The 14,201-nt window shown below is 67.5% G+C and carries 10 protein-coding genes; 8 read left to right on the top strand and 2 right to left on the bottom strand.

Annotated elements, in window-relative coordinates; translation table 11 throughout:
- The first annotated feature begins 49 nt into the window (after positions 1–49).
- Positions 50–1,849: a glycoside hydrolase family 2 protein gene (locus GPA03_RS17640; protein WP_156253370.1), complete on the top strand. Its 1,800-nt coding sequence runs from the start codon at positions 50–52 to the stop codon at positions 1,847–1,849.
- A gap of 510 nt (positions 1,850–2,359) precedes the next feature.
- On the opposite strand, the gene GPA03_RS17635 is transcribed toward GPA03_RS17640, so the two are convergent.
- Positions 2,360–3,982 (bottom strand): right-handed parallel beta-helix repeat-containing protein, encoded by a 1,623-nt coding sequence (locus GPA03_RS17635; RefSeq protein ID WP_156253369.1) that lies wholly within the window; start codon positions 3,980–3,982, stop codon positions 2,360–2,362.
- An 80-nt stretch (positions 3,983–4,062) separates the two neighbouring features.
- Entirely contained in the window at positions 4,063–6,453 is a 2,391-nt protein-coding gene (locus GPA03_RS17630) for a glycoside hydrolase family 95 protein (RefSeq protein ID WP_156253368.1), read from the bottom strand.
- A 684-nt stretch (positions 6,454–7,137) separates the two neighbouring features.
- Here GPA03_RS17630 and GPA03_RS17625 point away from each other — a divergent pair.
- The 7 genes from GPA03_RS17625 to GPA03_RS17595 all read left to right on the top strand — a co-directional run bounded on the left by GPA03_RS17625 (position 7,138) and on the right by GPA03_RS17595 (position 14,195).
- On the top strand, positions 7,138–8,106 hold the full coding sequence (locus GPA03_RS17625; RefSeq protein ID WP_156253367.1) for an ABC transporter permease: 969 nt from the start codon (positions 7,138–7,140) through the stop codon (positions 8,104–8,106).
- Positions 8,103–9,065 carry a carbohydrate ABC transporter permease gene (locus GPA03_RS17620; protein WP_241681366.1) on the top strand — a complete coding sequence of 321 codons (963 nt, stop codon included), beginning with the start codon at positions 8,103–8,105 and terminating at the stop codon, positions 9,063–9,065. The genes GPA03_RS17625 and GPA03_RS17620 overlap by 4 nt, the downstream gene beginning before the upstream one ends.
- Positions 9,066–9,131: 66 nt before the next feature.
- A complete protein-coding gene (locus tag GPA03_RS17615; protein ID WP_156253366.1) occupies positions 9,132–10,781 on the top strand; it encodes a type 2 periplasmic-binding domain-containing protein in 1,650 nt (549 codons plus the stop codon).
- Between the two features lie 282 nt (positions 10,782–11,063).
- The gene (locus tag GPA03_RS17610; RefSeq protein WP_156253365.1) at positions 11,064–11,840 is read left to right on the top strand and encodes a FadR/GntR family transcriptional regulator; all 777 of its coding nucleotides are present in this window, start codon (positions 11,064–11,066) and stop codon (positions 11,838–11,840) included.
- A 61-nt stretch (positions 11,841–11,901) separates the two neighbouring features.
- A complete protein-coding gene (locus GPA03_RS17605; RefSeq protein WP_156253364.1) occupies positions 11,902–12,042 on the top strand; it encodes a hypothetical protein in 141 nt (46 codons plus the stop codon).
- A 264-nt stretch (positions 12,043–12,306) separates the two neighbouring features.
- Complete coding sequence (locus tag GPA03_RS17600; protein WP_156253363.1) at positions 12,307–13,404, top strand: mandelate racemase/muconate lactonizing enzyme family protein; 1,098 nt, start codon at positions 12,307–12,309, stop codon at positions 13,402–13,404.
- A complete protein-coding gene (locus GPA03_RS17595) occupies positions 13,401–14,195 on the top strand; it encodes an SDR family NAD(P)-dependent oxidoreductase (protein WP_156253362.1) in 795 nt (264 codons plus the stop codon). The genes GPA03_RS17600 and GPA03_RS17595 overlap by 4 nt, the downstream gene beginning before the upstream one ends.
- The last annotated feature ends 6 nt before the right edge of the window (positions 14,196–14,201 follow it).

Below are 14,201 nucleotides of genomic sequence, written 5' to 3'. Positions count from 1 at the left end.
GGTCGTAGGGTTGCGACCAACCCGACGACAACGGAGAGGTCAGGCGATCATGAGCCCGGCAAGCAGCCAGGACGGCACCTACCCGCGACCGCAGCTCATGAGGGCCGCGCACGTCCCGCTCGACCGCAGGGTGGGCTTCGCGTACGACGACGGCGATGTCGGGCTGGCGGAGCGCTGGCACACCAAGGCTGAGGTGTTCGACCGAGAGATCCAGCTCCCGTTCGCACCGGAGTCGCCGGACTCGGGGATCAACGACACCGGCTACCACCCGGTGGTCTGGTACCGGATCCCGCTCTCCGCCGACGACCTCGACGCCGCCGGCCTCGGTTCGCAGGGCGACCGGCTGATCCTTCACCTCGGCGCGGTCGACCACGCGGCGGACGTCTGGGTCGACGGCATTCACGTCAGCCATCACGAGGGCGGCCAGGCGGCCTTCAGCGCGGACATCACCGACGCCCTCGCCGACGACGGCGAGCACGTGGTGGTGGTGCGTGCCCAGGACGACCCGCTCGACACCACCCTTCCTCGCGGCAAGCAGGACTGGCAGCCCGAGCCGCACGCGATCTGGTACCACCGGACCACGGGCATCTGGCGCACGGTGTGGCTCGAGGCCGTCCCGGCGATGCACATCCGGTCTCTCGCCTGGACGCCCGACGTCCCGGGTGCGACCGTACGGCTCGAGGTCGAGCTGAGCCGGCGCCCGAGCGCGCCCACGGAGCTGGACGTCGCGCTCAGCTACGAAGGGACACCGCTCGCGAAGGTGCGGGTCGAGGCGGCGGAGCAGACCGTCGTCGTCGACCTCACGCTCACCGGGCAGCGCAACGGCCAGCACCACGAGCACCTGCTGTGGTCACCCACGCATCCCCGCCTGATCGATGCCACGGTGACCCTTGGGGCAGAGGCGACCGACGCCGTCGGGAGCTATCTCGGGCTTCGCTCGGTCGGCACGGACGACGGTCGCTTCCTGCTCAACGACCGCCCCTGCTACCTGCGGTCCGTGCTGCAGCAGGGGTACTGGCCCACGTCGCACTTCACGGCACCGTCGCTCGACGCGCTGCGCGCGGAGGCGGAGCTGATCCGCGACCTCGGCTTCAACTCGTTGCGGATCCACCAGAAGGTCGAGGACCCGCGCTTCCTCTTCTGGTGCGACAAGCTCGGGCTGCTGGTGTGGAGCGAGACGGCAGGCGCGTACGAGTTCAACGACATCGCGGTGCAGCGCCTCACGACCGAGTGGCTCGCGCTCGTGCGGCAGTACCGGTCGCACCCGAGCATCGTGACCTGGGTGCCCTTCAACGAGTCGTGGGGTATCCAGCACGGCGCGCACGACTCCCGCCAGCGTGCGTACGCGGTCGCGCTCGCGAACCTCACGCGCGCGCTCGACCCCAGCCGGCCGGTCATCTCCAACGACGGCTGGGAGCACACCGACTCCGACATCTGGACCATCCACGACTACGAGGCTCGGCGCGAGGTGCTGGCCGAGCGCTACGGGTCGCGCGAGGCGGTCGAGGCGATGGTCCGCGGGATCGGGCCGGCGGGCCGGCGGATCTCGCTGACCGAGGTCGGCGAGGTGACCGCACCGATCATGCTCACCGAGTTCGGCGGCGTCTCGTTCATCACGGGCGAGGTCCCCGAGGACAGCTGGGGATACACGAGCGCGACCGATGCCGACGACTACGAGGCGCGGCTGCGCGCGATCCTCGAGCCGGTGCACGCCGCCAGGGAGCTGTCCGGGTTCTGCTACACCCAGATCACCGACACCCACCAGGAGACCAACGGCCTCTGCGACGCCGAGCGACGCCCGAAGCTGCCGCTCGAGACGCTCGCCGCGATCATCCGCGGCGAGGGCTGATCGCCCGCCCTGAATCGCGCCGGGTCTGATGGAGGCGCTCGATGCTGGGAAGGATGATGAGAGTCATGGCAGCACCGTGGAAGTGCAGCGTTGAAATCCAGAAGCGGACGGTGCGGATGGCGATGCACACCCGGACCGACCCTATGCCTGTGCGCGGGGCGATCAAGGGGGTAGCCGATCAGCTCGTGGTTCACCCGAGGCACTGCGGAACTGGGTTCGTCAGGCCGAGATCGACGGCGGCGTACGGGCAGGTACCCCGACTGATGATGTTCAAGGGCTGCCCGAGCTCAAGCGTGAGGTCTGCGAGCTGCGCAGAGCCAATAATATCTTGCTGACGTCCGCGGCTTCTCTCGCCGGCCGCGGAGCTCGACCGCAAGATCAGACAGAAGTGCCCACCATCGGCAGGGCCTCGGCAATGGTCGCAATCAGCAGGTCAGCAAGAAGCCCCGCGATCGGCAACGCCGAGGACGACCGGCGCCGCCGGCGAACACGGCAGCGGCGTGATCTGGGCTAGGAAGGTCGAGCGGCGAACTGGGCCTCGTATAGCGAGTCTGGCTCCAGCCCGGGCCGGTCGGTGCCTTCGATGTAACCGGGCCCGGCATCATCGTCACTCGCACTGACACCGTCACCGTTGACGGTGCCGAAGCAGCCGATCGCGTAGTTCTGAGCGGTCGGAGGTTGCTGCACCGAGAGCGAGGAATCGGCCACGTCGGCCTTCCAGGCCACGCAGTGCGCCGCCGACCAGCCGTGTTGGGTACCCCAGCTTCCGCGGTTGTACAGCGCGAGGGCGCGACCGGTGACGGGTTCGATCTCGAGATGATTGTCGTAGAGCAGCCCGTGGGTCCAGCGCCGATGGCCCTCGCTGGAGGTGAGGCTGCCTTCGGCCACGCAGCGATGGAACACGATCCCCGAGGCTGTGGTGGTGCCGTTGGAGACGTAGGCGTGCCGGGCGTGGTTGGCGTAGCAGTCGGTGACGAGTGCCAGGTTGACGCTTCGCTCGGCGCTAAAGCTGTAGCGACGGGAGCCCGTGATCCTGGACTTCGGATCGAGGGCTCGGCACCCCGATACGGTCACGCGGGTGGCTTTGAACATGGCCACCCCAGACAGGCCGAAGTGCAGCATCGTGCAGTCGCGTACCCAGGCGTTCTCCGCCTCCACCAGACGGATCGCGTTCCAGGCGTGATCCTCGTCGTCGTCCTCGCCGTTGAACTCGATGTCGACGCGTAGGCTCTCGACCCCGACGTCGGTGACCAGCCCGGCCCGGTCCCAGACGTAGACGAAGCTCTGCGACAGCGCACGGTCGAGCTGGTAGAACACCGGGGCGTCGATCGTGACCCGGTCACCCTCGATCGCGGTCACGTAGCGGTTGTAGGCGATGGGCTGACTGCCGACAGCCCAGGGCGGGGCGTCAGCGGTGCCCCCACCGTCGATGGCGTCGAGCCATGCCTGGGTGCAAGGATGAACGATGATCACGTTGTCGCCCACGGCCAGCGCCTCGGGGTCGGCGACGGTGAAGGTGTTCCCAGCCAGTGGGACCACGTCGGACGTGATATCCGTCCTGGTACCCGCCACCTCCTCCGACCAGTCGCGTGCGTCGCCATTCCACAGCCCTGAGCCGCCGCCGACCACGACCACATCCCGCTGGTTCGGCGTGTTGCCCACGGCCCGGATCACGGTGTTCGTGGCGGGGTCGGCGTCGTCACCCACCCCACGCAGCACCACACCGGAGTGGCGGAGGTAGACGGTGCCGGCCACCGGGTACTCCCCGGCCTGCAGCAGGATCGCACCCCGAAATCCGTTGTCGCCAGGAGGGAGTGCACCGACCGCGTCGATAGCCGTTTGCAGGTGGCTGGTGTTGTCCCCGGCGACCGGGCCGATGGTCTGAACCGTCGGCACCTCTGGCGGGGACTGGCCATTGCGATAGCCCACCTGAGCCCAGTCCGGCAACCGTAGGCCGCCGCGGCGTGGATACACGAGTCGTCCGCCACGCGAAACCTTGAGCATGTCAGACTGCCAGGTCGTGGCTGTACCTGCCGCGGCGTGGGCCGCGGTCGAGAGATCCGGCCGAGCCAGCGCGCCTGCGGTGGTCAGGCCGACTCCCGCGGACAGCAGTGCTCTACGGGTCAGTTCCATGATTGCTCCTCATCGAGACGGTGGAAGGCGGCGCCCTCCGGTGCGGAACGGGTGGGGTGTCGGCGTGGGTTCGGTGTCGATCACGGGGCGATCTCCGTGTCCTGGCCTGCCACGAGGTGGACTGCGCGAGTTCGTCCGCCGGGCCCGGTACTGACCTCGACCCGGATGTCCCGGTCGGCCCGGAGCATCGCCCGGTGCACGCTCCCGCCCCGCCACTCGAGGTCCACCCGGATCCCGCCCCGGGCTCGCAGGCCGCGCACTCGCCCGCTCGGCCACTGGGGCGGCAACGCGGGCAGCAGGCGGATCACGGGCGAATGGCTCTGCACCAGCATCTCCGCCACGGCGGCGGTGATGCCGAAGTTGCCGTCGATCTGGAACAGGTCCGGTGGGTGCAGGTCGAACAGGTTGGTGCTGGCGTGGTCCCGGAGCAGCTGGTCGACGCTCTCGCCGGCGGCGGCGCCGTCCCCGAGGCGTGCCCACAGGCAGCTCACCCAGGCTCGGCTCCAGCCTGTGCTCCCGCCCCCGGAGTCGAGGCGGTGCTGCAACGACGCTCTCGCCGCCGCGGCGAGCTGGCCGGTTCGATCGGGGTCGATCTCGCTACCGGGGAAGAGGCCGTACAGGTGCGAGAGGTGGCGGTGCCCAGGCTCTTCCTCGGCGAAGGGGGTGGACCATTCCTGAAGACGGCCGTCCGGGGCGATCGGTACCGCAGGGAGTCGAGTGGCGGCTTCCCCGACCTCGTCGACCAGCGCGTCGTGGAGTCCTAGCTGCTCGGCGGCACGTCGCACGTTGGCGAAGAGCTCGCGCACCAGGAAGAGGTCCATCGTCGTCATCACGTCCACGGCACACGGGCGGCCGGACGCGTCGAGGAAGGTGTTCTCCGGCGAGGTGGACGGCACGGTGACGAGCTGGCCCGCGGGAGCGCCCGGGCGCTCGTCGGGCACCAGGAGGTCCAGCACGAACTCCGCGGCGCCACGGAGCGCGGGCCACGCCCGGTCGGAGAGGAACGCCTGATCGCCGGTGAAGGCGACGTGCTCGACCAGATGGGCACTCAACCATGCCGCGCCCATCGGCCACATCGCGTGCTTGGGCTGAGCACGACCGCCGCCCACCGACCAGGTGGTGCGCCAGAGGTCAACGTTGTGATGGGCCGTCCAGCCGCGGGCGCCGTAGACCTCGGTGGCGGTCCGGGAACCGCTGATGCGGAGGGAGTCGATGAGGTCGGCCAACGGGAGGTGGCACTCGGCGAGGTCCGTGGTCAGGGCGGCCCAGTAGTTCATCTGGACGTTGATGTTCGTGGTCCAGTTCGACGTCCACGGAGGCTGCGGCTGGTCGTTCCAGATGCCCTGCAGGTTGGCGGTCTGGGTCCCGGGCCGGGAGGAGGCGATGAGCAGGTACCGGCCGTAGTCGAACAGCAGCTCGACCAGAGCCGGGTCGTGCCCTCCCGCCTGCACGGCACGCAGCCGCTCGTCCGTGGGGAGGTCGTCCGCATGTCGGTCCGCTAACTCCAATCGCACCCGGTCGAAGAGTGCAGCGTGGTCGGCCCGGGCCGCGGCGTGCAGGCGCGACCAACCGGTCGCCGTGATCGGCTTGAGCTGAGCCACTGCTCGCGCGGTGACTGCGGCCACATCCTGGCCGGGAGCCACATCCCAGTCGATGAACGAGTCGGTCGCGGTGAGCAACAGGGTCACGGCCTGCGCCCCGTGGACCTCCACCCCGTCGGCCCTTGCGCGGGTCTCGCCCCCCTCGGGAAGCACCCGAAGGGCGAGGGTGAAGACTATGCCCTCGTCGTCGTGATACACGATCGGCTCGGAGACGCCGGCGTCCTTCCGGGCCACATGCGTCGGTGCCCGACCGGTGCAGGTCAGCGTGGCTCCATCCCGGTGGGTCTCGACGACCCGGTGCGGGGTCTCCAGTCGCACCCACAGGTGCAGTCCGTCCGGGCCGTCGGCCTCGACACGCACCACGACGGCACCGGCTGGGCGCGATGACAGCACCCGAGTTGTCCACCCACCCCGACCGGTCCGCACCGTGGTGGTGGCCACGCCCGTGCCCAGATCCAGCTCGCGCTCATAGGCAAGCACGGAGGCGTCGTCGTCAGCCGGGCTGCTCCCCGGATCGCCGAGGTGGTCTAGCAAGAGATCGCCCAGCGGCTGGTAGGGCTGGTTGTACGGGCCCTGCAGACGCCGGGATGCATCTTCGGCGGCGGCGGGCTCCCCGGCGAAGACGAGGCGGCGAATCTCCGCAAGGGTCTCTGGACCGCCTACCACCCCGTGCCGCTCAGGCCCTCCTGCCCACAAGGTGTCTGCGTTCAGCGCCAGCCGCTCGCGGTAAGGGTGACCGAAGACCATGGCACCTAGAGACCCGTTGCCGACCGGGATGGCCTCGGCCCACGTCGCGGCCGGAGAGCGGAACCACAGCCGACGACGACCATCGGGTCGGGAAACGTCGAACGACTCGCCTTCGTGTGTCATGGAATCCCGATCGTTTGCGAGAGGTCAACTCTGCGGCTGAGTCCCGAGACATGTTAGTCATCAGACCATTGCTGTCAAGATCATCTACCGCATCGATGACCAGCCAGCAAGACGGCGACGTGCCGAGCGAAGGTTGATGTCAAGGGTGAGGAGGATCCAGATCTTGTGGCCGATCGAGCCCGTTGGCTAGAGCTCGTTGTGGAAACTGCCCGTTTGAGGTGCGCCTCTCATCTGCGCCGACGCGTTGCCTCTGAACGGCGCGGCGTGGTGAGTTGCCCGAGTCGGTAGCGGCGTCGGACCAGGCGGCCACCCACGCCTGCCGACCGCAGGCAGCAGCGCGCGGAGACGAGCCCGCCAGCGGCCCAGCACCAGCTTCGTCCGGGCCACCTCCCCGACAACAAGACTGCGATCGTTGGTGCCCAACCCCGAGCACGCGGACTTCGCACGCGGCGACTTGTCCAACTTTGACCACCTCCCTTGACGCGAGATTGGTCCGATGATTATGTGGGCCGCCAGAGCCGAGGCGTTGACGACGCGCCTCATGGAGGAGACAACGATGTCCCTGATCGACAGCATGCGCGGCACCGCGGGTGGACGCGCTGCCGTTCGTGACGCCGTCCAGCCGTGGTGTCGGTCGGCACTAAGCCACCGGGCCGGCGATCGGGCCGACCGACCTCTGACGCGATGCTGATCACCCCCACCGCCACCCCTCGCGGCACAGGGAGGGTCAAGGACACCTCGAAGGGCTTGCGCGCCGCCCGCCGCAGCTTACGACGACACTGGCAACTCCACCTCCTGGTCCTGGTGCCCCTGCTCTACTTCGCGATCTTCAAGTACTGGCCGATGACCAACGCGGTGATCGCGTTCAAGGACTACAACGTCGTCGATGGCGTGTGGGGAAGCGCCTGGGCGGGGCTGGACCATTTCCGGCGCTTCTTCGATAACCCGATCTTCTGGGACCTGCTGCAGAACACGTTCCTGCTGTCGGGGTACGCGCTGGTGGCGGGGTTCCCGATCCCGATCATCTTGGCGCTGGCGCTGAACGAGGTGCGGCAGCGGTTCTTCAAGCGCACGGTGCAGATGGTCACCTACGCTCCGTACTTCATCTCGACCGTCGTGGTGGTCGCGATGACGATTCTGTTCCTGTCACCGCGGCTGGGGCTGCTCAACGCCGCCCTCGGGTGGGTGGGGATCGATTCGATCGACTTCCTCAGTCAGGCGGAGTTCTTCCGGCACATCTACGTGTTCAGCGACATCTGGCAGACGACCGGGTATGCCGCCGTGATCTACATGGCCGCCCTGGCGGGTATCGACCCGACGCTGTACGAAGCCGCGAAGGTCGACGGCGCGAGTCGGTTGCAGAAGATCCGACACATCGATCTCCCGGGAATCCTCCCTACCGCCACCGTGGTGCTCATCCTCGGCGTGGGGAGCGTGATGGCGATCGGCTTCGAGAAGGCTTTCCTCCTGCAGAACACTCTGAACCTCTCGCAGGCAGAGATCATCGCGACCTACACCTACAAGATCGGCCTGCTCAACGCCGACTTCAGCCAGGCCTCTGCGATAGGTCTCTTCAACTCAGTGATCAACCTCGTGCTGCTGGTATCCGTGCACCTGATCGCCAAGCGCGCCACCGGAAGGGGCTTGTTTTGAGCGCACCGACCATCGAGCGCCGCCCTGTCAAGGGCGCCTCGCGCTTCGGCACCAAGACGCAGCGCGCGAACCGACCTGTCCGCATCAAGGAACGCGGTGTCGACCGCGTCTTCATGGTCGGCGTATACATCCTGCTCACGACGTTCCTGCTGGCGGTCCTGCTGCCGATCGTCTACATCGTGGCCAGCTCCTTCAGTGACCCGCGTGCGGTGTCGGCCGGCCGGGTCACACTCTGGCCGGTGGGGTTCACGCTGGACGGCTATATCGCGGTGCTCAGCGATCCCCAGATCCTCACCGGGTTCGGAAACTCGTTCTTCTACACCGCGGTCGGCACGACGGTGAGCCTGATCCTGACGGTGGCGCTGGCCTATCCGATCTCGCGGCGGGACTTCTGGGGTCGCTCCTTCATCGCCGGCGCGGTGGTCTTCACGATGCTTTTCGCCGGCGGCCTGATCCCTACCTACTTGGTGGTGCAGGAGCTGGGGCTGCTGGACACCCGGTGGTCGTTGATCTTCCCGCAGGCGATCGGGGTCTGGCAGGTGATTCTGGCGATGGCATTCTTCCGGGTCTCGATCCCGGACGAGCTGTACGAGGCGGCCCAGCTCGACGGCTCCAGCGACCTGCGGTTCCTGTGGTCGGTGGTACTGCCGCTGTCCAAGCCCTTGCTCGCGGTGATCGCCCTCATGTACGCGATCACCCAGTGGAACAGCTACTTCGACGCGCTCCTCTACATCCGCGACCCCGACCTGGCGCCCCTGCAGATCGTGCTGCGCAACATCCTCATCCTCAACCAGTCCGTGACCGGGATGGACGCCGCCGAGATGCTGCGGCGCCAGGAGCTGGCCGATCTGCTGAGGTACTCGCTCATCGTCGTGGCCACGGTCCCGGTGATGCTCATCTATCCGTTCGTGGCGCGCTACTTCACCAAGGGCGTGATGATCGGCGCGGTCAAGGGCTGACCCACACACCCGTGCATCCGGGCACTCGCTCGGGATGCATCGTTCAACAACCCAGGAGGTCTTGTCATGACACGACACGTACGACGCGCCGCCGCCCTGACGGCAGTCGCCCTCGGCATCGGCGTCGTGGGTGCCTGCTCAAGCGATGGCACGGGGGAGGTGGCCGACGACGGCGTCATCACGATCTTCGCACCGCAGGGACCCGAAACCGACCTCGACCAGAACGCGTTCACGCTCCATCTCGAGGAACGCTTCGACGTCGATCTGCAGTTCGAGACCACGACCTTCGACGCCGGCGCGGCCGCCGAGGCTCGTCAGATCTCGCTCGCCAGCGGCAGCTACCCCGACGCCTACATGCTGGTCCCGTACGTCGACCACTTCAGTCAGGCCGAGCTACTGCGCCTAGGCGGCCAGGGCGTCCTACTGCCGCTGAACGATCTCATCGAGCAGTACGCACCGGCGACCTCCGAGCTCATGACCGAGGTGCCCGACTACGCCGCGCTCGCGACCGCACCCGACGGGAACATCTGGGGCCTGCCCCAGTGGAACGACTGCTACCACTGTTCTTACCCCTCCAAGTTCTGGATCAACACCCAGTGGCTGGAGAATCTTGGCCTCGACCAACCGACGACGCCCGAGGAGCTGTTCGACGTCCTCATGGCCTTCAAGAACGACGACCCCAACGGCAACGGGGTCGTGGACGAGATCCCGATCACCTCCAGTGCGCAGGACTCGGTGGTTCCGTTCATCATGAACGCCTTCATCTCGAACGCCTGGCAGTTCGGCGGCGCACAACCGATATCTCTGGGCCTGGACGGTGATCGGGTCCAGATCCAAGCGGCGCAGGACGGCTGGCGTGAGGGCCTGGTCTTCCTCAACTCCCTCTGGGAGAACGGGCTCATCGACGAGTCCGCTTTCTCCCAGAACCGCGCCGCCATGCTGGCCAAGGGGGACTCGGCCGAGGGCGTCCTGGTGGGCTCCTTCACCGGGGTGCACCCTGGGATCTTCACCACGCTCGGTCTCGAGGACGCCCGTCACGCGCAGTACGACGCGCTGCCACCGCTGACCGGACCTGGCGGTGACAACGCCGCCTACGTCCTGCCGAGCTCGCCGGGCGCGACCTTCGTCATCACCAACAACGCGAGCGATGCCGCTCAGGAGAAACTGATGCAGATCATCGACTACATGTACACCGAAGAGGGAATGTTGCTGGGCGGGTACGGGAGCGAGGGCATCAACTGGGCCTACGCCGAGGACGGCGACATCGCGCTCGACGAGGACCTGGAGGCGGTCTGGAAGACCATCGTCACCGACAAGGCGGACCCCGAGGCCTTGAACAACGGTTGGGGAGCGGGCGCGCGGTACGCCATGACCGCCGAGTTCCGCAACAGCCAGGTGCAGCCTCTGGACATCTACACCCAGGAGGGGTTCGAGCGCAGACTGTTCGAGGCGACCGAACTCTATGACGGCCACGACACCGACGCGATCTTCCCGTACTGGAACTCGTGGGTCGCTATCGAGGACGGACCCGAGCTCTCCACGCTGCAGACCAACGTCGAGAACTACATCTCGACGTCGACCGCGGAATTCATCACCGGGGCCCGCGACCCGGGCGACGATGCCGCCTGGAGCTCCTACGTCGAGGGACTGACCGGTCTCGGAGCTGACCGGTACATCGAGATCTGGCAGAACGCTTACGACACCAGCGCGGGCTGAGGCGGCACGGTCGGCGGCTCGGGGCTCGCGCTCCGAGCCGCTGGCCGTATCCGGCCCTTCGCGCAGTACGCCATCACGAAAGTCGCGACCGGGAGGGCGCCAGTAGCTCGACACCGTCCTGTTCCTGCCGACGCGCACTCCCTCACGTCGTTCCTCCGGTTGCTGGCTGCTGGCGCACGACGGTGGGCAAAGGCAGCCCGGGACGCGGACCAGGCTCTCCTCGGGCCGAACCTGCGTGGGCTCCCGCGCCAGAACCTTGCGGACGGTCCCTAGACTGGGTGGATGAGCGCAGGCGGCGCCGCTCCGCCAGCACGGTCGCAAACCGACGTCGTCATCGACGCGGTCAAGACAATGCTGAGAGAGGGCAATCTCAGAGCGGGCGACCGGTTGCCCATCGAACGCGATCTCGCGCCGCGTCTCGGCGTCTCCCGAGGATCTCTGCGCGAAGCGGTGCGCGCCCTCGTGGCGCTCGGCGTTCTTGAGTCGAGACAGGGTGACGGCACCTACGTCACCGCGCTCGACCCGGCCACGCTGCTGAGCCCTCTCAGCTTCTTCGTCGAGATGAGCGAATTCTCGAGCGCGGCGGAGCTCCTTGCCGTCCGCCGGGTGCTGGAGGCCGAGAGCGCGTCGCTGGCCGCACTTCACCTCACGGAGGTCCAGCTCGCCGAGCTCGAGGCGGTGCTCGCGGACGTCGACGAGATGGTCTGTGATCTCGAGCACATTCATCCTGAGCGCACCATCGAGGCAGACGCGACCTTTCACCGAATCATCGCGGGTGCCTGCGGAAACTCCGCGCTGGCCGTCCTGATCGAGAATCTGTCGAGCAGGACGGTTCGCGCGCGGCTCTGGCGCTCGGTCAACCAGCGCGAGTCGATCCGTAGCGCACATCAGCAGCACCGCGCGATCCTCGCCGAGCTCGTGGCCCGAAATCCGGATCGGGCACGCGTCCGCATGTCGACGCACCTCCTCGACGTCGAGGATTTCGTCGCGGCGCACCCCTACCAGGTGGCACTCGCCCAGGATGGTCCCGTCGTGCCGCCGCCGCGGCAGGACGGATGATGACCACAGCGGCACAGCCGCACAGCCGCTGCCGGTAGGGACGCACGAGGCATCGGCGGATGTGAGCGGGCTCATCGACCGGGTGGGCTTTCCTCCGGACGGCTCCAGAACCGTCCGGGACCGCGCCGTCGTGGCCGTCGCGAGCCCTGGCGCGGATCTGTCCATCACCGCGATCGAGCCCTGGATCGGTGCAGGCATCTGATTGCCTATGGTCGATAGGTTTGACCAATTGAGGGAAGCGACCTCCGCAGACAGCCACAGGGCACTATGTTTGTCACGTGGGAACTGAGGTGGCAACCAGATTCATCGGACTCATCGACGAAACCGCTCGTACGACGCCGGCAGCAGCCTGCATCGATGAGCCAGGTGCCCCGGAGAGACGACGCCACCCGACGCACTGCCCTGTGCCGTCGGAGCCCCACCTCGGCACGGCGCTCCACAGACGACCGCAAGGAGACAGCGGCTGATGACCGGGTCCGACGACAGCCTCATCGCCGACCTCCGGACCTACGAGGTGACCTCGCGAGTGTCACGACCTGTTGCGGACGCGACACACGAGATCTCCCGCATCGCGTTCCTCGTGCTCGAGGTGCAGACCCGGGGTGGCGCGGTCGGTCAGGGGTACATGCTCTCCTTCGACTACTCGCCGGAGGCGATCAAGGGTGCGCTGCGAGACCTGCAAGCTTTTGTCGCTCAGCGCTCCTACCACGTCTACGACACGCTCTCCGTCTCCCGCGACTACGAGGCGGCCAGCGAGTACTTCGGCGTCGAGGGGCTGCAGCGCTGGGCACTCGCCACGCTAGATGTCGCGATGTGGGACGCGTGGGCGAGGACCCTGGGCCAGCCGGTGTGGAAGCTGTTCGGCAGTCATGGCGATCCGATCCCGGTGTACGGGAGCGGAGGCTGGCTGTCCTACAGCGACGACGAGCTCCTGGACGAGGTCAGCGGCTACCAGCGCCGCGGGTTCGGCGCGATCAAGGTCAAGGTGGGCTCTCGCGAGACGGGTCGCGACCTCGAACGGCTGCGGATGGTACGAGACGCGGTCGGGCCCCACATGCAGATCATGATGGACGCGAACCAAGGCATGACGGTGGCGGGCGCCGTCGAACTCGCCACAGCCGTCCGTGAGATCGGGATCCACTGGTTCGAGGAGCCCATCAACCATCGAGACTTCGATGGCTACGCCACCATCCGCGACAAGACGCAGATCTCGATCGCGACCGGTGAACGGGAGTACGACGTCCTCGCGCTACGAGAGCTCATCGCCCGGCGCGCCATCGACTTGTGGCAGCCCGACATCATCCGGATCGGAGGAGTCGGGCCGTGGAGAGCCTCAGCGGCCCTCGCGGCAGCGCACCACATCCCGGTGCTCCCGCACTACTACAAGGACTACGACGTCCCACTGCTGGCGACCATCCCGAACGGGTACGGCGCCGAGTCCTTCGACTGGGTCGACGACCTGATCGACGAGCCGATGCTCATCGAGAACGGCACGGCGTCGCCGCGTCCCGGACCGGGCTGGGGATTCTCGTTCCGCCGCGAGCTCCTCAACGAGATTCCATGAGTGCCTTCGTCGACGTCACGGCCGAGGACGACGCAAACCGATTCCTGTCGGCGACGTTCGGCCTGCGGGGCCGCGTCGGCATCGTGACCGGCCAGTCCTCGGGTCTGGGGCTGGCGATATCCCACGCGCTCGCCGAGGCGGGCGCCACTGTCTTCGGACTCAACCGCACTGTCCGCAGCGAGGCGGATCGCGACGGTGTCACCCAGCTCGCGGTAGACGTCACCGACGAGACGGCAATCGCGGAGTCGATCCGGACGGTCGGGGAGCGCCATGGTCTCGACTTCCTCATCAACAACGCTGGAGTGACCCACAAGGCGCCGGCGACGGAGATCAGCATGCAGCAGTGGCGCCAGGTCCAGCAGACGAACGTGGACGCAGCGTTTCGTGCTGCTACGGCCGCGTTCGACTACCTGAGCCGATCCGTTCACGTGGGACGGGTCGTCACGATCGCCTCGATGGCCGCCCATCTCGGCTTCACCGACGTCGTGCCCTACTGCGCCTCCAAAGCGGCAGTCACGGGCCTCACCCGGGGGTTGGCTGTCGAGTGGGCCCCGCACAACGTCCTGGTGAACACCATCTCGCCGGGCTGGTTCCCGAGCAGGCTGAACCAGAAGGTGCTCGAGAACGACCCGGAACGGGCGCGACAGATCCTCTCCCGGATCGCTCTCGGCCGGTACGGCGACCCGGCCGACGTCGCAAGCGCCGCGGTGTTCCTCGTCGGCGACGGTGCGCGCTACGTCACGGGGCAGGACCTCGCCGTCGACGGCGGCGCGCTGGCACTCGGCTTCTGAGGGGAG

The sequence above is a fragment of the Pseudactinotalea terrae genome (assembly GCF_009733845.1).
GTDB lineage: Bacteria > Actinomycetota > Actinomycetes > Actinomycetales > Beutenbergiaceae > Pseudactinotalea > Pseudactinotalea terrae.
Note: the sequence above shows the minus strand (reverse complement) of the source record. Positions and strands in the feature narration are given on the sequence as shown.

Bases quoted from the DNA above. Each gene is read 5' to 3' on its own strand.
- GPA03_RS17610 (WP_156253365.1), top strand. From the start codon at position 11,064: ATGAGCGCAGGCGGCGCCGCTCCGCCAGCACGGTCGCAAACCGACGTC.
- GPA03_RS17630 (WP_156253368.1), bottom strand. From the start codon at position 6,453: ATGACACACGAAGGCGAGTCGTTCGACGTTTCCCGACCCGATGGTCGT.
- GPA03_RS17625 (WP_156253367.1), top strand. From the start codon at position 7,138: ATGCTGATCACCCCCACCGCCACCCCTCGCGGCACAGGGAGGGTCAAG.
- GPA03_RS17595 (WP_156253362.1), top strand. From the start codon at position 13,401: ATGAGTGCCTTCGTCGACGTCACGGCCGAGGACGACGCAAACCGATTC.
- GPA03_RS17635 (WP_156253369.1), bottom strand. From the start codon at position 3,982: ATGGAACTGACCCGTAGAGCACTGCTGTCCGCGGGAGTCGGCCTGACC.
- GPA03_RS17615 (WP_156253366.1), top strand. From the start codon at position 9,132: ATGACACGACACGTACGACGCGCCGCCGCCCTGACGGCAGTCGCCCTC.
- GPA03_RS17600 (WP_156253363.1), top strand. From the start codon at position 12,307: ATGACCGGGTCCGACGACAGCCTCATCGCCGACCTCCGGACCTACGAG.
- GPA03_RS17640 (WP_156253370.1), top strand. From the start codon at position 50: ATGAGCCCGGCAAGCAGCCAGGACGGCACCTACCCGCGACCGCAGCTC.